This window comes from Ruegeria sp. B11, from assembly GCF_056539785.1.
In genome coordinates, this window is the sequence record NZ_JBQFVO010000010.1 from 1 (window position 1) to 18,087 (window position 18,087).

The 18,087-nt window shown below is 52.8% G+C and carries 13 protein-coding genes and 1 pseudogene; 7 read left to right on the forward strand and 7 right to left on the reverse strand.

All coding sequences use genetic code 11. The annotated features are described in order from the left end of the window. Positions 1-250: 250 nt before the first annotated feature. From ACR0I1_RS20110 to ACR0I1_RS20135, 6 genes are all read right to left on the reverse strand, one after another. Positions 251-1,663: a mannose-1-phosphate guanylyltransferase/mannose-6-phosphate isomerase gene (locus tag ACR0I1_RS20110; RefSeq protein ID WP_480707658.1), complete on the reverse strand. Its 1,413-nt coding sequence runs from the start codon at positions 1,661-1,663 to the stop codon at positions 251-253. A 50-nt stretch (positions 1,664-1,713) separates the two neighbouring features. After that, on the reverse strand, positions 1,714-2,412 hold the full coding sequence (locus tag ACR0I1_RS20115) for a class I SAM-dependent methyltransferase (protein ID WP_480707660.1): 699 nt from the start codon (positions 2,410-2,412) through the stop codon (positions 1,714-1,716). 205 nt (positions 2,413-2,617) lie between these two features. Next, positions 2,618-3,499 carry a glycosyltransferase family 2 protein gene (locus ACR0I1_RS20120; protein WP_480707662.1) on the reverse strand — a complete coding sequence of 294 codons (882 nt, stop codon included), beginning with the start codon at positions 3,497-3,499 and terminating at the stop codon, positions 2,618-2,620. Then, positions 3,480-4,316 (reverse strand): CpsD/CapB family tyrosine-protein kinase, encoded by an 837-nt coding sequence (locus ACR0I1_RS20125; protein ID WP_480707664.1) that lies wholly within the window; start codon positions 4,314-4,316, stop codon positions 3,480-3,482. Before ACR0I1_RS20125 ends, ACR0I1_RS20120 begins: the two co-directional genes overlap by 20 nt. Before the next feature lie 26 nt (positions 4,317-4,342). Next, on the reverse strand, positions 4,343-5,869 hold the full coding sequence (locus ACR0I1_RS20130) for a GumC family protein (protein ID WP_480707665.1): 1,527 nt from the start codon (positions 5,867-5,869) through the stop codon (positions 4,343-4,345). A 52-nt stretch (positions 5,870-5,921) separates the two neighbouring features. Further along, positions 5,922-6,839 (reverse strand): ExeA family protein, encoded by a 918-nt coding sequence (locus tag ACR0I1_RS20135; RefSeq protein WP_480707667.1) that lies wholly within the window; start codon positions 6,837-6,839, stop codon positions 5,922-5,924. Between the two features lie 620 nt (positions 6,840-7,459). On the opposite strand from ACR0I1_RS20135, the gene ACR0I1_RS20140 reads away from it, so the two are divergent. Both ACR0I1_RS20140 and ACR0I1_RS20145 read left to right on the forward strand, forming a co-directional pair. After that, the gene (locus tag ACR0I1_RS20140; protein WP_480707669.1) at positions 7,460-8,164 is read left to right on the forward strand and encodes a VPLPA-CTERM sorting domain-containing protein; all 705 of its coding nucleotides are present in this window, start codon (positions 7,460-7,462) and stop codon (positions 8,162-8,164) included. A gap of 63 nt (positions 8,165-8,227) precedes the next feature. Further along, a pseudogene (locus ACR0I1_RS20145) lies at positions 8,228-8,379 on the forward strand (IS3 family transposase); the annotation flags it as partial. 227 nt (positions 8,380-8,606) lie between these two features. Here the strand turns inward: ACR0I1_RS20145 and ACR0I1_RS20150 are convergent. Beyond that, on the reverse strand, positions 8,607-11,033 hold the full coding sequence (locus tag ACR0I1_RS20150) for a right-handed parallel beta-helix repeat-containing protein (protein WP_480707670.1): 2,427 nt from the start codon (positions 11,031-11,033) through the stop codon (positions 8,607-8,609). Between the two features lie 510 nt (positions 11,034-11,543). Here ACR0I1_RS20150 and ACR0I1_RS20155 point away from each other — a divergent pair. The 5 genes from ACR0I1_RS20155 to ACR0I1_RS20175 all read left to right on the forward strand — a co-directional run bounded on the left by ACR0I1_RS20155 (position 11,544) and on the right by ACR0I1_RS20175 (position 18,056). Continuing rightward, complete coding sequence (locus tag ACR0I1_RS20155; protein WP_480707672.1) at positions 11,544-12,680, forward strand: polysaccharide pyruvyl transferase family protein; 1,137 nt, start codon at positions 11,544-11,546, stop codon at positions 12,678-12,680. Positions 12,681-12,787: 107 nt separating this feature from the next. Then, positions 12,788-13,906 carry a Coenzyme F420 hydrogenase/dehydrogenase, beta subunit C-terminal domain gene (locus ACR0I1_RS20160; protein ID WP_480707710.1) on the forward strand — a complete coding sequence of 373 codons (1,119 nt, stop codon included), beginning with the start codon at positions 12,788-12,790 and terminating at the stop codon, positions 13,904-13,906. A gap of 256 nt (positions 13,907-14,162) precedes the next feature. After that, on the forward strand, positions 14,163-14,840 hold the full coding sequence (locus ACR0I1_RS20165; protein WP_480707674.1) for a sugar transferase: 678 nt from the start codon (positions 14,163-14,165) through the stop codon (positions 14,838-14,840). A 67-nt stretch (positions 14,841-14,907) separates the two neighbouring features. Continuing rightward, the gene (locus tag ACR0I1_RS20170) at positions 14,908-17,349 is read left to right on the forward strand and encodes a tetratricopeptide repeat protein (RefSeq protein WP_480707676.1); all 2,442 of its coding nucleotides are present in this window, start codon (positions 14,908-14,910) and stop codon (positions 17,347-17,349) included. Between the two features lie 116 nt (positions 17,350-17,465). Continuing rightward, positions 17,466-18,056 (forward strand): polysaccharide biosynthesis/export family protein, encoded by a 591-nt coding sequence (locus ACR0I1_RS20175; RefSeq protein ID WP_480707678.1) that lies wholly within the window; start codon positions 17,466-17,468, stop codon positions 18,054-18,056. Positions 18,057-18,087: the final 31 nt, after the last annotated feature.

Sequence of the window (18,087 nt, forward strand, 5' to 3'; positions counted from 1 at the left end):
ATGCATTCGTCCCTAGCGTGTGTGAAATACCCGCCGGACCCTCAATACTCCAAACAGAAGCTAATACATTAGATGCAAAATCGTCGGAAACACTCATTAAAACCCCGCAATACAGGCACTCATTCAACACGCAGAAGCGGGCATCAACACGGCCCTACTGCATTATAACACAGTTTCGAACCCCGCTGCAGCCCTGTTTCTGGCACCGCCTCTCGTGACCTTTGATGAATCACGTAAATATGATGGCCTGTCAGCTTCGGTTATAGACATCTTCATACCTCACGATATCATCCTCACCCAGATAAGGACCTGTTTGAACTTCGATCAGGTACATTGGCAATTTACCCGGGTTCTCCAGACGATGAACCGCACCCAAGGGGATATAGACGGCTTCATTCTCGGACAGGAGCTTGACCTCATCGCCAACCGTAACGCGGGCGGTGCCACCAACCACAACCCAGTGTTCCGACCGATGCACATGGCTTTGCAGGCTTAGAATGCCGTCCGGCTTAACCATGATGCGCTTTACCTGAAAGCGCTCGCCCAGACACAGCGTTTCATACCATCCCCAGGGGCGGTGGAAGCGTGGATAATCTGTGGCCTGAGAGATTCCCGCCCGCTTCAACGAGCTGACAACTTTTCCAACATCGCCCGCGCGGGCCATATCCGTGACCAGAATCGCATCACGCGTGGCAATCGCAGCGATACCCTTCAGCCCTAGGCCAACCAGTTGTGTGCTATCATCCTCGTTCCGTAGAAGCGTGTTCTGACAATCGACCGCCGTTGCGGAGCCCATAACCGCCAAGTCTTTACCATTCGACTTCAGCATTGAATGGAACGTGTCCCAACGATCCAGATTGGGCCAGATGGCCGACAGCTGTACCGAGACGACATCATTGGTGTCTGTAAAAATCAGGTCTTCAATCGAAATGGCGGCAGTACCCCGAAAGAGCTCAGCATTCAGTTTGACACACCCGGCTTCATACTCGGCTTGTTGCAAAGCTTCCCGGCAGGCGTCCAGTGCCTGAGGTGTATGCCGTTTGAATCTTTCGAGAATATCTGCAACCCGAAACAATAACAGCCCAGTATGCCAAAGACTGCAATTATCTTCCAGAAGTCCAGCAACCTGCTGTTCGTCTGGATTTTGTAAAAACCCTGACACCGACGTAGCCTTTCGGCCGTTGATCGGGCTAGCAAACTGCAGATATCCGCGCCCAGTCTCCGGGCGATCAGGCGCTACCCCGAATGTAACCAGCTTGCCGTTTTGAGCAGCGTCTAGACCGATTTCAACCGCATCAAGCAAAGCGTCGCTCTCACAAAGTAGACAATCTGACGGCGCGACAAGCAGAATGGCGTCTTGGGCCTCTTCATAGGCTAGCGCCGCAGCCAGAACGGCAGGCGCGGTGTTTCGGGCCTCAGGTTCTAAAATGATACGACCATCAGACAGCCCCAAAGCTGTAATTTGGTCTTTGACCAGAAATTCAAAATCGCGACATGTCAGGAAGGTCGGTGCATCGAACGTCGGACCCGTCAGCTTTTGGCAAACCTCTTGAAACAGGCTGCGCCCATCTACGAATTCAACGAATTGTTTCGGATAGGCCTGGCGTGAGCTTGGCCACAACCGGCTACCTGTTCCTCCGCAAAGAATGACTGGATGAATCATATGCATGCTCCAATTGCGTCACGTGCCCGGTAGGGCCAACCTTCAGAAATCTAAACGACACCCAAAGTTTCTTTTTTACCGATAGGAAGGCGCTCGAGAGGGTTCAGTTTAAGCTCGGCTGCCTGAATGGCATCGGTTTCAAACGGATTATAAAGATCGGGCGAAAATCCGGCGCGACCCATCCTACCCAGAAAATCCTGTCGGTCATAAATCCGCACATGGTCCCACTGTCCGAACCTACGGTCTTGTTCTGGAGGGTCGCTCACTGCGGGGTCTTCATCGGTTCCTCTACCATCAATCGCATAGGGCGTCAGCAACAGAGCAGTGCCCGAGGGTTTAAGTACCCGGTACAACTCGCTGAAGGCGGCTGCGTCGTCGGGAACATGCTCAAGAACGTGGCTGCAAATAATAATGTCAAACGTATCATCGGGAAAATTCATCCCGGTGATGTCCGCAATCTGAAATCCCTCGATATGTCGATAGCGACTGGCATCGATATCCGTCCCCACATAGTCAACATCGGGTTGGCGCTTTATCCAGAGATAAAGGCCATGGTCCGGTGCTATGTGCAATACTTTAAGGGGTTTCTGCCCGATTGGCGTATGCTTTTGCAGAAACAGCATCATCATCCGGGTCCGGTCGCAGCCGTGGCAAACTGGGCAGCGGTCGCTTTTGCGCAGCATTCCGCCGACCACCTGACGCCGGTCCAGCACCTCGGCCCCGCCGCCATGACTGTAGAAAGAGCGCACTGGGTTGGTACACAGCACACATGTCAAACTGCTTCCCTTAAAGAGCAGCTTCCTGAGCTCGAACCTCACCGGTTGCGGCAGCTTGTTAGTGATCTGCCTTATTCTGTCCTTTATGAGCATATTGTTGAACCTCTTTTAAAAATATCGTTGACCATGCCCCCTCAAACTCATGGACTTTTTAACATTCGAAATAACAAGGCCATGATCAAAAACAGTCTTTTCTAACAAAAATTGCCTGCCTCAGCATCCAGACCATGCGGGTCATGCGCAGCCGTACAAGCGTTGAAAACGCCCGGGCACGTTCACCTGGACTGTCCAGTTTCGCGCTAAAAAACACTGTGATACCATGAGGTAAGATGCTGGGCAGCATGGCTAGGGCCCGCAGAGCCCAACCGCATCTTTTCCGGCGAGTCTGGCAATTAGTGCCAAAGCTCTCGGATGTCAGCCGCGCCCATTTTTTCCTCAGATGTACCCAGTCGCTTCTTGTTGGGTGCGAAACGCGCAAATCCGGTGCATAGGCGATTTTGTACCCCTTGGCTCGAGCACGAGCGCACCAGTCTAAATCCTCGGACACATCAGGGTTAAACTCGCCAACGTCGTCAAACACGCTGCGTCTAGTCAGCAAATTGGCCGTCACCGAAAACCCCTTGCGCTCAATATAGGCCCTGTTGTTAAAGGCAAAAACGGATTCGAAAGCCTCAGCCCCGCTGCGCGGTGGAGGCGTTTCATCGAAAACATCCACCCTGCCGCCAATCAGATCCCCCCCAAGCGTAACCCGGCGCGCGACCTGCAGCCAGTTCGGTCCGGCGACACAATCTGCATCAATGAAAAAGAGCAGCGGGGCCTGCGTTTCCTGCACACCGCGGTTTCGTGCCGCCGCCGCCCCTTTTTGCGTCTCAACCAAAAACCGGACCGATGGATAGCGTTCCTGAATTTCAGTCAATGGCAGTGAGGAGCCGTTATCCACAACAACAATTTCCACACCAGTTCGATCATTTCCCATCAAGGCGGCCAGACAGCGATCCAGCCGGTCAAAATCATTATAATGGGGAATAATGACTACAGCCTCAACTGCTTCCATACCCATACCCATATCCATATGTTCCGTCTGCGTAATGGCACTTATTCAGTGCAACACCCATCACATTGGTTAGTTCTGCCAACTGGTGCTCGGCCAGATTCACCTGATCAATGGTGGTGCGCTCAGCCTCGGCGATAAGCAGTGCGCAGTCCACATTTCCCAAAAAACCAAAATTATCATCAACCTCCATCAAAGGTGGCATATCCAGGAGCACGATGTCGGGTTTAAAATTGACCTCGACAGCCTCCAGCGCTTCGATAGCCTTGCCGCTTTGCAAGATTTCCGCAGCATTTGGAACTGTGTGGCTGTTGAAACCAAACGCCAGATTGCTGCCCAGCCGTTGACCGTGCTCGGAAAACGGCACCGCACCTTGCAGTACATCGCCCATCGTATACTGGCAGGTTTGGTCAAGTATCTTTCTAAGTCCGCCATGCCGCAAATCTAGGTCTAGAACCATGGTACGCAAATCGGATTGACGCTCGAAGCTAAACGCAAGATTCGCCGCTGTGGTACTTTTCCCGCAGGCACTGTGAGGCGAAACCAGAGCGATCCGCCTCCATCCATGCAGGCGGCATTGCTGCAGTATACGAGTGCGTAACATGTCAAAAGGTCCTGCAGCGACGCTGTTCGTGCCTGCCACCAGCCGGTTCTGGGCAATGGTTTGAGGAGACACCGTAATTTCGGGTAGCCCTTGCCAAAGCTCCGCAACGCTCTGTTCAGCAGGTTGCTCCTCCGGTGTGATCGGTTCAGCCACCTGCTTAAGCTGGCTAGCTTTATGGCGTTGTGCCCGTGCCTTTTCTATGGCGACCTGTAGTTTTTCCATTGAGCGCTACCCTTTCCTGCCGCCAATCACCAGCGCACGCCGATTTTGTCCATGACCTGATCTGCAACCAGATCCAAAGGCTGATAATAAGTGTGCAACGCATAAACGCCTAAAGACACACCAACCAAAATCACCACAAGCCGCACCACTTTGAAACCTCGCCTGCGCCAAACCTCACCTGGTGTCGAAATATAAGGAATGGTCGCCAGTGGCGTGATACCGAGCTTGGCCACCAAATCCTCGGGCCGCCGGATCGAGCGGTTCAGCAGTTCAAGCAGCAGTACCACGCCCAGCCCGGCCAAAATGCCAACGAAACTGCCCCCTCCCGCGATCATAGCTCGGTTAGGTTTAGAGGGTCGATTCGGTGCAACAGGAGGTTCGATCACCGAAACGCGCTGGCCCTGCGCCGTTACCTCGATCCGCTCGCCCGTGCTGGCCCTAGACAGACGTTCGACCGCCAGATTATATTGCTGCTGTATATTGTCCCGGTCCTGTGTCAGTTCCTCGACCCGGATCGACGTGGCCGGAGTGCGGTTGATCGTGACCGTGAGTTTATCTAGCTGGGATTGTGTCGACCGCCGCTGTCCTTCCAGCACATTGATGCGCGACGCAATTTCAGCCAGTTGCGCGTCCAGAAAAGCATTTCCAGTGGCTTCTTGCTGTTCTTCCGGCTCAGGCCGAACTGTTTTTTCCAATTCAGCAATACGCGCCTGCAAAACCTTTACGCGCGGATTTTCCTCGGAATAGATGGCCAGTGCCTCGCTCAACTGACGCTTAAGTGCCTCAAGCTGCTGAACTTCCGCCGATTGCGCCGTTGCTGTATATCCGCTCACACGTCCGGTTGTTTCGAAAATCAGAACCAGATTCTGCTGTTGGTCTTCAAAGCCGATGATTTCGCGCTCAATCTGTGCCAGACGCTCCTGTAAAAGCGTCTGCTGACTGAGCTTGTAATCTAGGCTTTCCGGCAGCGCATCCGAGTTCTCAGTCTTAAATGCAAGAAGGCGGGCATTACGTTCAGCCAGTTTTTCACTCAGCCGCGCCACTTCCTGTTCAAAGAACTCCAGCGTCTGCGCAGCGCGACCGGTGCGCGATTCCACATCCTCCTGCTGAATCAGATTCAGATAGTCATTTAGAACGCTGGCAGCGATGGCACCTGTACGGGCCTCGAAGCTGATTTGCATTAGAGGAATCGGATCCCGCCGACCGCTTGCGCGCACCGTCGTGCGCGCCCGCATCGCTTCGACAATCCGATCCGGCGTCATACGGGTAATATCGACAAACACCTTCTGATCATTAGCTATCTCAAGAAGATTGGCACGGGTGAGTAGACGTTGTTCAAGAATCTCGAGCTGTTGCTGGGCCGGGGTGCGCACCGTCGACGCAGCCAATTCATCCGGAATGCGTGGAGCTTCGACAATCAGCCTCGTTTCGGCAACGTAGGCCGGAGGAAGAGAATACGCAATAATAATTGCAGTCGCGCTGATCACCGTTGTGACAAGCACGAAAATGGGCAGGCGCCGCAAAAAAAGCGACCAGTAATACTTGATATCCACGTTCAACCTCTCCGCCGCCAGCCAACCTGCAACGGACTACAAATCTGTACGATCATCCCGCCTGTTCCTCAGGTGGCACTTGTTCATTTTTGCCAAGCCTCAGCACTTGGCACTCCCCCTTCTTGCTCTCTTCCGGCAAAGACAGAGCGCCAAAAAACACGCCATCATCCAAGACGTTTTCCACGATTCTTAAGGATACCTCCGAAAGACCGTCGCTCCATGCATACAGCAAGGCGAATTCGCAAAGCTGATTGACCAATCTGGGAATGCCTGCTGTTGCATCATGGATCAGGTTGCATGCCTGTTCCGAGAATTCCCGTCCCGTACCACCCGCGACCTGCAAGCGGTGCGCGACGTAATCCTCAACGGTTGCACGATCCATGCCTGGCAGATGAAAGCTCGCCGCCACCCTCTGGGCAAGTTGTCGCATGCTCGGGTCCAAAACCATGTCCCGCAATTCGGGCTGACCCACCAAGACAAGCTGAATGAGTTCATCTTTGTTCGCATTCACATTGGTTAGCATGCGTAACTCTTCCAGGCCTTCGCGGGACAGGTTCTGTGCCTCGTCAAAAATTAGTACAACGCGGCGACCGGCGGCATACTCGGCGACTAGAAAATCCTGCAGTTTCTGAAAAAGCTGCACATATGGCGCGCGCGGGTTGACCGGGACATCCAAAGCGTTCAGGACCCATTGCAGCATCTCACCCCGGCCACGCTGCGCGTTTGAAATGAGCCCTGTAGTGACATCACGGTCCATCTGGCTAAGCAGCTTCTGGATCAGGGTAGTCTTTCCCGACCCGATTTCACCAGTGATCAATGTGATGGGGGCACGGGACAGAATGCCAAATTCCAGCACCATAAAGGCGCGTTTATGCGGCTCTGACCAAAACAGAAACCCCGGATCGGGCAGCAGGGTGAACGGCCGCTCGGTCAATCCGAATTGTTCAACATAAAGATCACTTGAGCTCATGCGACCGACAACTTTTTTAACCAACTAAACTCAACTCGACGATGGCATAAGATACCCCGAAAAATCATGCCAAAATAACCCACGCAATGCCTAAGCGCCAGAATAGCACAATCTTAACACGATTGTAGCGCTATCGGTTATCGCCGCATACCCTCTGAACCTATTTTCTCGGCTATCCGGATAGATTAACTATTCGATATTAAGGTTTTTTTTGAATTTCTCGGGCGATATTAGCGGCAGCCGTCCGTGCGCGAACAAATATTGAAGCATACAAAGTTCTCTCAAAAATCGACCTTTGTGCCTTAATCATCAACAATGAACAGAGCATTCAAAGAAACCCGCGCGCTCATCTTGGGCTTTCACGAAGCCGGGCGACGAATACGGAGCATCCGTACAACCTCTAAGTGTTAAAGCAAAAAAACGCTACATCACCTATTTTTTTCGGCGCACCATTCCATGGAAACAGCCTTAAAGTGTCGCAAATCTTGTCAAAACTTTGTCAAAGCCCTTCCAAGACCGAATAAAACAGAATATGCTGAGGGCGTATGGGCTTTACATAAGGCTACTTGGTCGTTGTTGACCAGTTAACAATTTAAATGTTGCTGTGAGGTGTATTGAAAATGAAGATAAAGAAAATGTTGGCCATTGCAGCCGTTATTTCGGTGGCAGTGGCTGGATCTGCATCAGCCCTCACGGTTAAGATGAACGGCCCTGCGGCGGGATCGTATGAGAACGTGTATCTGAACGTTGCTGGCCTTGGATCGGGCAACGTTCCTACGGGAGCCTTCAGCCTGCAAGACAGAACCCCTGCTTCAAATAACCAGTTTAAAAACTTTGTTGCATTTTGCTTGGATTTGGCTTCGCCGGCACCGTATGGCAAGCGAAATTATTATTCACTGACCGACACTCCGTTTATGCGGGGTGTCAACCTGCTGACAAACGGTGCTATCGATCGCATTCAGGCTCTTTTTGACGCGAATTTCAGCCAAGCCCTGGCCACGGATAGCAGCATTACATCAGCCGCCTTCCAAGTCGCGCTATGGAATGCCGTTTACGATACTGACTATGACGCCAGCATCGGCTCGTTCAAAGCGTCCGGGAATACCAGTGTGGTGGATTTGGCCAATAGCTACCTGGCGGCAGCAAGCGCATATGCTGGTGGAGATAAAAAATGGGATCTAAGCTATCTTGAAAATACAAACCGCAAGCAACGTCAGAATTTGGTTACAGCATCGGCAGTTCCTCTACCTGCAGCGGGCCTGATGTTGCTGGGTGCGTTGGGGGGGCTGACCCTTCTGCGCAGACGTCGACAGACCACTGCCTAATGCTCATATCGGTAATCATCTATCAAAGAGCCGCTGGAAGCGGCTCTTTTTGTATGGATCCTTAATGCCGAGCTCACATGGCGGCAGTCATGGCCGACACTCAGAGCTGTGAAATTCGCCATTTTCTAATACATCAACGGGTTCTACAATCCGCAACGAAGGCACTCAGCATTGGGTTGGAAAGTCCGGCCGCATTCGAACGGAATGTGGCCTAAACGAGCACTTGGGGCGGCGCTAATACGGGACACGTCCAATGAGTGTCTTTTTGGTTGTTTTACCTATCATTACACTCTGTGCCCTGAGAGAAACACGACCTGGGCAATGGCTCCAAGCCGTATCTTTCGGCTTGGTGAAAGATTTTGTTGTTTCGCAGATTTCTCAACAAGAAAACCGCCTGAGTAAAGCCCCGGCGGTTTTCTGTTTTCATTTGTCCGATCTACTCTCAGACGATCAGGTCGCCACTGTCGAGTGGCAGAACTTGATCATAAATGGCAACCTCGGTCATTGTGCCATCAAAAGCCCGTGTCACTTCGCTACCACCATCGGAACTGCCCCACCCAAGTCCACCAAGCTGCAGGTTCTGTTGGTTACTAGTCAGCTCGAAGTCAAAGTCTTTGACCGCTACAAGCTGACCATTTACTGCTAGGCCTATCTTGCCGTCTCCGAACCAGGTCTGAACATCATAGTCCTCGTTGGCATTGACACCGTCGAAGGTCAGATAAGCGTCGCTATCCTCATCTTGGAAGCGCAGGACCAAATCATCCCCCTTCAGCATGACTGACAAGTGATTACCACCGCCGACGTAATGGCTGGCGTCCTTGGACAACAGACCTTGTGTACCCTTCAGATCATCTGCATTAAACGTAAATGCGATTGTGCCTTCAGCCAATTCAAGATCTGAGTCGTGTTCCAGATTAACAATGTTACTTTTTCTGCCGTAAAATTCGACCTCATCTGCTTCGAACACGGCATTTACGTTGTTTTCACCCGCAGGATTTCCAGGATCTGTGACGTCCGGATCGGTCGTGCCAGGATCTGTGACGTCCGGATCGGTCGTGCCAGGATCTGTGACGTCCGGATCGGTCGTGCCAGAATTTTCATCGGGCAGCGGCTTGGAGTCATATATGAAATCCTTCATCTGCTGAGGAGACCACTTACCTTCAACGATGACTACATCAGAGATTCCGCCGTCGAACACATTCTTAAAGCCTCCCTGGCCAGACTGGCTTGCCCAGCCTAGTGCTCCAACCTGAAAATGCTCAACGTTGTTTGCCCAGTCCATCGAGAAATCTGCAGTGTGGACCTGCTCCCCATCCAGCCAGATGCCGACTGTGTCATTCCCGAAAGAAATCTGCAGATCGTAGTCCGTATTGGCCATGATCCCATCGATCCGGGCGATCTCGTCACCGGCTCCATCCTGGAAACGCACGACCAAGGTGCCGTTGTCGATATAGGCTGCAAAGTGATTGCCACCGCCCACATAGTAGCTGGCATCTTTCGAGATCAGCCCCATTTTCCCGGAAACAGTATCCGCCTTGAAGCTCAGTGAGATGGTTCCCGACGTCAGTTCCATGTCTTTGTTATGGGCCACTTCAACAACATCCGACGCGCGGCTGATACTCTTCGTGCCCAGCATACTAAAGGCAGTGCCTTCAATTTGGTTGGTATCGATGCTGCCCTGCTCACTCGAGCCACCGCCGCCCGCCTCACCGGCGTCATCAACCTCCGAACCGCTACCTCCAGAGCCTTCGGAACCGTCATCTATGTAATCACCGGAGCCTGTGCCCGGATTGGTCGTACCAGGATTGTTGGAAGATGTGCCGTTGAGCAGTTCCATCAATCGATCATAAGCCCCGTGAGTTTCCGCCAAGCTACCCTCGATCGGGCGTAAGTCTTCGAGAGTGACGCCGAGACCTTTGTCTGCATTCACGAAAAGGTCATTATAGTGATTAATGTCATTCTCATCATCCCATTGCGCAACGACATTCGACCCAGACGTACCACCATTCAGGTGTGTATACAGATTGTTCTCGACAACAGTCCCTGACGGCACTCGAATACCGGCAGCATTGTGCCCCAAATCCGGCGTAGTCAGAAGCGTATTGTCCCTGACCGTAATGCCGGACCCTTCGAGGACGAAAATCGAGTTGTATTTGCCCGAGTAGATGATGTTCTGCTCAATCAATATGTTTGTATATGTGGCATCATCCAGGAAAATACCCTGCGCTCGCTCATTATTTTGTGCAAGATAGACATTGCCGCGAAAAACCACGTCTGTGGCGCTACCTTGGAACTGGAGAAAATCAGCGTGGGCTTCCGGGGTAGGGAACAGATGGCCACCACCTACGTTGTTTTCCCATAGACCGTTGGTGATGCTGCCGCCCTTGTAGAAGTCGTATGAGATGTAATCCACAAGGTTTTCAGTAACTTCGACACCTGTTGTGCTAAAGATGGTAATACCCACCCCAACATGATGGACATAGTTGTTATCGATCTGCAGGTTGGTGTTCCCATCTTTGGCATAGATGCCATATGTGCCTTCCCGGGCGCCGTCACCAATAATCTCTGAGTTCATGATAGAGATATTGTCACTGGAATTGATCTCAACCAGCTTGGCTCCGGCCTCCGGTCCTTTTTCGACCTTCACACCGTCGATTCGTATGTAGCTCGAATTCCCGAACTCGACCTCCTGCAGAACAGCCCTGTTATTGGCATCCGCAGATTTGATCGTCACATAATCGTTGAACTTGATGTTCCGCAAATCGACGGCGCCATAGTTGCCAGCTTCAAGGAGGATCGTGTCGCCTCCATCCGCGGATGACAAAGCTTTCATCAGCTCTGCTTCGTTCGATACATAAATCTCAGTCATAGCGTGTTCCGCTCTCTCCGTTGGCCATCGCGCATCCCCATGAGCGCGTCTCGACCGTCCAGCCTAAAAACGGCAACACCTGACTCCCGATCAGACAGCCGCCTCATTTTCGTGTGGGCGAGAAATTCCAATCCAAGTGCATCCCCAGCACGTGGATAACTGGTTACCTGCTGCGCTTTGAAAGCGCTCCTGCTTCTGCCTCCGTTTTAGTGGCGCCTCATTGCCCCTCATTCAGCAACAAACCGAGGTTCGCATAACAATTGGTTCCGATTGCGGCAACTTATTGACCTGCAAAGGGCGATATTCTGGGCAAAGACCTGCCAATGCCATATTGAGGCAAGAAGATTTTTGCCTATTTTCTATGCTCAGGGCTCAACAGAGCTATGAAATCTCAGTTTGTGCCTACTGCATTCTCTTCGGTATAAATTGTGTGATCGGCTATCGAGTAGAAAAGATTTTAGCATGATACATTCTTCGCGTAGAGCCCGGATCGGGCTGGTTTGGCACTCAATGAACTCCAGCAATCTGGGAGTTGGCGCACTGACTCTGGCGAATATCGCCATTATCGAAGACGCAGCGCAGCAGGCTAAAGTCACTCCTGAATTTGTTATCCTTGGCTGGTCGGATCCAAATCCTGACTATTTGCAGCGGGATGATGTCAGGTTTGTCGGGCTTCGGCTGAAAGACTTCCTCAAACCGTCCGGTGGGCTTTATAGCCAACTGCGCGAGTGTGACATTGTTATGGATATCGGCGCGGGTGATAGTTTTGCCGATATTTATGGTCTAAAACGGTTTGGAACGGTTGTCGGATCCAAAATTCTGACGATTCTATCACGCCGCCCACTTATTCTGAGCCCGCAGACAATCGGGCCGTTTCAGAGGGCGTGGGTCAGAAAGCTGGCCTTGATGGTCATGAAGAAATCCGACATCGTCTCAAGCCGTGACGATCTGTCTACGCAGTTTCTGCGAGATATGGGATTTGACCGGCACATCGTCGAAGCCAGTGATGTCGCTCTCCGGCTTCCGTTTACCAAACCTAACAGAACCGGAGATGACACCAAGATCAGGATCGGCCTAAATGTTTCCGGCCTGCTTTTTAATGGTGGATACTCTCGGGACAACATGTTCGGTTTGCGTGCGCCTTATGCCGAAACCATCCGGGAATTGCTGCAATGGCTGACCTCGGTCCCCGAATATGAGGTCCATCTGGTCCCTCACGTTATCTCGGATTGGTCCCAGGTCGAGGACGATTTTCGGGTCAATCAGACTCTGGCCATAGAATTTCCCAATGTTACACTGGCCCCGAAATTCTCCAATCCAATCGACGCCAAGTCTTACGTCGCAGGTATGGATTTCTTTGCCGGCGCGCGCATGCATGCCTGTATCGCAGCGTTTTCTTCCGGTGTACCCGTCCTACCTATGGCCTATAGCCGCAAATTCGCAGGGTTGTTCTCGTCTATGGGCTATGACTCCATTGCAGATTTCAAAGAGGAGAGTTCAGACGAAATTCTCGCTAAGTTTCGCCAGTCCCTCGACAACAGGACAGCCCTGCGCCTGCAGGCAAAAGCCAGCCTGCAGCGAGGTCTTGAACGACTGAAAACCTATGAGGCTTCAATAACAGACTGTCTGCGCGCCTCTCAGCGATAATCTCGGGAGGAGTTTTTATGACATCGCCGACCCTGAAAAAAATAGCCAAAGGTAATCTGTGTACAGGATGCGGTGCCTGCTCGGGCTTGGCGCCGAATGCCGTTGGCATGACAATATCCCCGGACGGTTTTCTTCGCCCCGTTCAAATTGCAGACTTGACTACAGAACAGGAAGCTGCCGTTGCCGCCGTCTGTCCCGGCTTGGGCTACGACCAAGATAACCAAACCCAACAGCATATTCTTTGGGGCCCGATTGTCAGCGTGTATGAGGGCTATGCAACGGATCCTAAAATGCGGTACAGAGCGTCATCTGGCGGCGGTTTGTCGGCCATTCTGCATCATCTCGTCTCCTCTGGCTCTGTGGATTATGTTTTGCAGACGGGGGCTGACCCGGTTTTGCCCATCGGAAACCAAACCGTTCTGAATGCGGATTTTGAAGCCATATCGCGGGCCTCGGGGTCGCGATATGCTCCCTCGGCCCCTCTTACTAAAATCGACCAACTGCTGAATACGAATTGCAGATATGCGTTCGTAGGTAAGCCTTGTGACATTGCCGCACTGCGGGCACTAGAAAAACGTGACCCGCGCGTGAAAGACCACTTTCCTTATATGTTGTCTTTCTTTTGCGCAGGAGTACCCAGCCTGTCAGGCGCCCGGGGGATTCTGGCTGCACTGGGCATTAAAGAGGAGAACATTGCCGCTTTTCAGTATCGCGGCAATGGATGGCCCGGGTTTGCAACGGCAACATGCTTGGACGGGGGACAGAAGCAGATGAGCTATGCCGACAGTTGGGGCGGCATTCTGTCCAAACACCTGCAACTCCGCTGCAAACTCTGCCCGGACGGAACCGGGGGACTGGCCGATGTTGTCTGCGCCGACGCGTGGGAAACCGACGACAGGGGCTATCCTCTGTTTAACGAACAGGATGGTATCAGCCTGATCATGAGCCGGACAGCAAAGGGGGATACCCTGATACAGGACGCGGCTGAGAGCAAACGCATCGTGCTTTCCGATTTCGACATCTCCAGACTTGAAAACATCCAGCCGGGGCAAACGCAGAAACGACGCTATACGATTGCACGCGTTTACGCTCTACGCCTTCTGGCGAGGCCTTGGCCTCGGTTCCGGGGGTTTTATCTTACCCGAAACGCCGCACACGCGGGCATCTGGCCCAACGTCAAAAATTTTCTTGGAATCTGCCGCCGCGCCTTCCAGGGCAAACTCTAAAGAGCAGGTTATGCAGCGATATTCCTGCATAGAATGCAGGCGGGTGACAATAATATTAGACCTGATGTACAAAACACCTGAATTCCTCTTTGAAAAGTGGCAGGAATCGGATAAAAATTTAGCTTAGTTATATGAGAATACCCTGTAATCGGGGTGGCAGTGTTCAAGACCAGCTAAACTGTTGTGCGGTCTTTGAGGTTAATGAGTGGGCAGGCCGCAATTGAGCGGCAGTGTTAGTGCCGGAGTATAGTTGATTATGACGAGTTACATTAAGGGTGCCAGTGCAGTTGAGCAGGATGCCTCAGTCTATAGCCGATCACAGAAACAAAGTCTGTATTCCATTTGGGGAAAGCGGGTATTGGATATTGCGTTTGTTATTCTATCCGCCCCAATCTCACTGTTTCTGATTGCAATCATGGCCGTGTTGGTCATGCGCGATGGTGGTAGCCCATTTTTTACCCAACAGCGAGTTGGCAGGGACGGCAAGTCGTTCCGTATGTTCAAAATCAGAACCATGATGGCAGATGCCGACAAACGTCTGGCAACCTATCTTGCCCAAAACCCCACGGCCCACGCTGAATGGAAACGCGACCAGAAGCTCAAAAACGACCCCCGCATCACTCGTGTCGGCAAGCTGTTGCGCCGTACTTCGCTGGATGAGTTACCTCAACTCTGGAATGTTTTACGGGGAGATATGTCTATCGTTGGGCCGCGTCCGATGATGACCGACCAAAAGGTACTCTATCCGGGTCGTGCTTATTTTGAACTGCGCCCGGGCATTACCGGACCATGGCAGGTTTCGGATCGAAACATGACCAGTTTCGCAGCCCGTGCAGAATACGACAACCGTTATCTGGCAGACCTTTCGGCCGGAAAAGACCTGTCCATCCTGATGCGCACGGTATCGGTTGTTCTGCGGTGCACAGGATATTGAAGATAGGCAGTCTTTCTTGAACCAAGGGCGAACTCGCCGCATCATCATCCTGTGCAGGATGATAGGAATGCGAACAATGATACAACAGGTCGTCAAGGGCGTTTATTTCGGAGCGGCGCTGTTTCTTCTTGCTGCCTGCGATTCCGCTGAGGAGCGGGCCGAAAAGCACTACCAGGCTGCGCTGGCGCATCTTGAACGCGGTGATATCGCCCGGGCTGCGGTCGAGTTCCGCAACGTCTTCAAGCTGAACGGCAAACACAAAGAAGCACGGCTGACCTATGCGCGGATGCGCCGCGACTCTGGCGAAATATCCGAAGCGTACAGTCAATATCTGCGCCTGGTCGAACAATATCCCGACAACCTCGAAGGCCGGCGTGCCCTGGCGCAGATGGCCACGCTGGGCGGGGATTGGACCGAGGTCGAGCGCCATATCAAGGTCGCTGCAAAACAAGCTCCGCAAGACCCAATTGTGCGGGCTGTCCTAACCAGTATCGCCTATCGTGACGCCATCGCTCTGGACGACGAAGCTACCATTCTGTCCGCCGCGAAACAAGGGCTTGCGCTGAGTGTCGAAGCGCCAGACCTTGTGATCCCGCATTTCGTCGTCGTAAATGAATGGATACGGCAAGAGGATTGGCACGCCGCGCTGGAGGCACTTGAGGCGGCTATCGCGGTCTCGCCAGAAACACGAGGGTTCTACAATCTGCGCCTTGGCGTTCTGGATCGGCTTGGCCGGACCGATGAAATCGGCGCTGCGCTCGATGGCATGGTCCTACAATTTCCCGAGGATGAAAGCATTCAGACCAGTCTGATTAACTGGTACATGTCTCGCGGCGACTTGGAAGCCATCGAGACTTTTCTGCGTCAACGTATCGATCCGAAACTGGATGACCCTCAGTATCGTATGATCTTACTGCGATTCTTGGCGGCCACTAAAGGTCCCGAAGTAACGATTGCCGAGATCGACAAAATGTTAGTTGGCGATCTGACCCGTCGTCCGTTGTATCACGCGCTGCGGGCCGGACAGGTGTTAGCTTCCGGTAACACAGAGGAAGCAATTGCCGACCTGCAGGCTTTTATCGATCGCTCCGAACCCTCAGCAGATCTGAATGACGCCAAAATGGTTCTGGCGCATATGCTGATTGAAACCGGAGATACCGCCGGGGCCTATTCGCTCGCCGAAAAGGTGCTGACTGAAGATTCCGGTCATAGCGGCGCCATAAAAATCGAGGTCGCCCGTCTGATTATGAACGATCGTACTGGTGATGCCATTATCCTGTTGCGCAAAGCCCTACGCGACAGCCCCCGCGACCCTCAGCTAATGACACTGATGGCCCGCGCGCATGAACGCAGCGGCAATCGGGACTTAATGGCAGACATGATGTCTCTGGCGGTCGAAATGTCGAATAGTGCCCCGGACGAGTCCCAGCGCTACGCTGAATTTCTGGTCAGCGAAGGTCAGAATGACCACGCCGCAAGCGTGCTGATCGACGCCTTGGAACGCCAACCCAAAAATGTTCAATTGCTGGTTCTACTCGGGCGGGTTCATATCCGGCAAAAAAGCTGGCGACGGGCACAAGCCATTATCAACAGGCTCCAAGCCCTAGATGCGCCGGCTCAGCAGCAAGCACAAGTTCTAACCGCTAATCTGATTGATGCTCAGGGTCAGGAAGATACCCTGCTTAGTTATCTGGAAGGGTTGAACGCCCAAAATGGCAGCATCGATTACATGGCTGAGATCGGCACTGTACGCGCCCATTTGCGCAACGGCAACCTGAACGCGGCGCTTGAATATCTTGAACAGGCGCTCGAGGCCTCACCTCAGGATTTCATGTTGCGGTTTCTCCAAGCATCGGTCCTCGCCGGACTAGGGCAGCAGGACAAGGCCATCGCTGTTTATCGCGGTTTGGTTGCAGAAAGGCCACAAAGCGAACGGTCGTGGGTGGCGCTTCACGTCTTGCTGTTGGAAGCCGATCCGCAGCAAGCAGCCGAGATTCTGGAACAGGCTGTCATCGCCCTGCCCAACAGCGCAACCCTGAAATGGCTGCAGGCAGGGGCGCTAGAGAGACAAGGTGATATCGAAGGTGCAATTAATGTCTACGAAGGCCTATATGCCGCTGATAGCGACTCAAACATTATCGCCAACAACCTTGCCAGCCTGCTGGTAACCGGACGCGACGATGCAGAAAGTTTGGATCAGGCTTATCGCATTGCCCGTCGCCTACGGAACAGCACGGTTCCGCATTTCAGCGACACATATGGCTGGATCGCCTATCGGCGCGGTGATTATGGAACTGCCCTGAAACATTTGGAGTTTGCAGCCCGCCAACTACCCGAGGAGGCTAGCATTTTGTATCATCTGGGGGCCACCTATGCCGCACTCGGGAGGACTCAAGACGCACGCAGCATTTTTGAACAGGCCGCCGAAATGCAAACATCCGATGATCTGACACAAAAAGTGCATGATGCTATTACCAATCTGGATGCTTCACCCCGAGGTGGTAATTGATTCTGATGGCGGAACAATTTCACCACAACAGTGATCCGGCGCGCGGCGGATGGCTTACATAGGCCCAGCTTCCGCGCTAGGCTCGATTGGAAAGTCAAATTTTGAGGACGCATAAGATGCTAAGAATATTGATCGGCCTGTTCAGCCTGATCCTTTCGACGACCGTCGCGCAGGCACAGAGCAGCTATCAGGTCGAGCCCGGCGACACACTTCAGGTTGAAGTTCTGGAAGACCCCACTCTCAACCGAACGGTTTTGGTCCTGCCTGATGGGTCCATCAACTTTCCTCTCGTCGGATCGGTTCAGGCAAGTGGCAGATCGGTCGCCGCGATCCGGGGTGATCTTACTTCTGGTCTGTCCCCGCAGTTTCAGTCTCCACCCACTGTCTATGTCGCCGTTGCGGCAACGGCGCAGCCCAAACTCCCCGACCCTATCGCCGCCCCTAATACAGATGACATTTATGTTATGGGCGAAGTCAACGCGCCCGGACTGATCGAAGCAAGGCCGGGCACGACCCTGTTACAGGCTTTGGCGCAGGCGGGTGGCCTGACCCGTTTTGCGGCGGCCAAGCGCATTCAATTGCGGCGGCACAATCAAGTCATGAACTATGATTTTCACCGAACCGGAAAAAAACCCAGTATCGCGGGCAATACGGTTCTAACACCCGGTGACGTCATCGTTGTTCCGCAGCGACGTTTGTTCGAATAAACGCGCTTTCTCTGAATTTGTCCGTGACTCC

Bases quoted from the DNA above. Each gene is read 5' to 3' on its own strand.
- ACR0I1_RS20110 (WP_480707658.1), bottom strand. From the start codon at position 1,663: ATGATTCATCCAGTCATTCTTTGCGGAGGAACAGGTAGCCGGTTGTGG.
- ACR0I1_RS20120 (WP_480707662.1), bottom strand. From the start codon at position 3,499: ATGGGTATGGAAGCAGTTGAGGCTGTAGTCATTATTCCCCATTATAAT.
- ACR0I1_RS20125 (WP_480707664.1), bottom strand. From the start codon at position 4,316: ATGGAAAAACTACAGGTCGCCATAGAAAAGGCACGGGCACAACGCCAT.
- ACR0I1_RS20135 (WP_480707667.1), bottom strand. From the start codon at position 6,839: ATGAGCTCAAGTGATCTTTATGTTGAACAATTCGGATTGACCGAGCGG.
- ACR0I1_RS20140 (WP_480707669.1), top strand. From the start codon at position 7,460: ATGAAGATAAAGAAAATGTTGGCCATTGCAGCCGTTATTTCGGTGGCA.
- ACR0I1_RS20150 (WP_480707670.1), bottom strand. From the start codon at position 11,033: ATGACTGAGATTTATGTATCGAACGAAGCAGAGCTGATGAAAGCTTTG.
- ACR0I1_RS20155 (WP_480707672.1), top strand. From the start codon at position 11,544: ATGAACTCCAGCAATCTGGGAGTTGGCGCACTGACTCTGGCGAATATC.
- ACR0I1_RS20160 (WP_480707710.1), top strand. From the start codon at position 12,788: ATGACAATATCCCCGGACGGTTTTCTTCGCCCCGTTCAAATTGCAGAC.
- ACR0I1_RS20165 (WP_480707674.1), top strand. From the start codon at position 14,163: ATGACGAGTTACATTAAGGGTGCCAGTGCAGTTGAGCAGGATGCCTCA.
- ACR0I1_RS20170 (WP_480707676.1), top strand. From the start codon at position 14,908: ATGCGAACAATGATACAACAGGTCGTCAAGGGCGTTTATTTCGGAGCG.
- ACR0I1_RS20175 (WP_480707678.1), top strand. From the start codon at position 17,466: ATGCTAAGAATATTGATCGGCCTGTTCAGCCTGATCCTTTCGACGACC.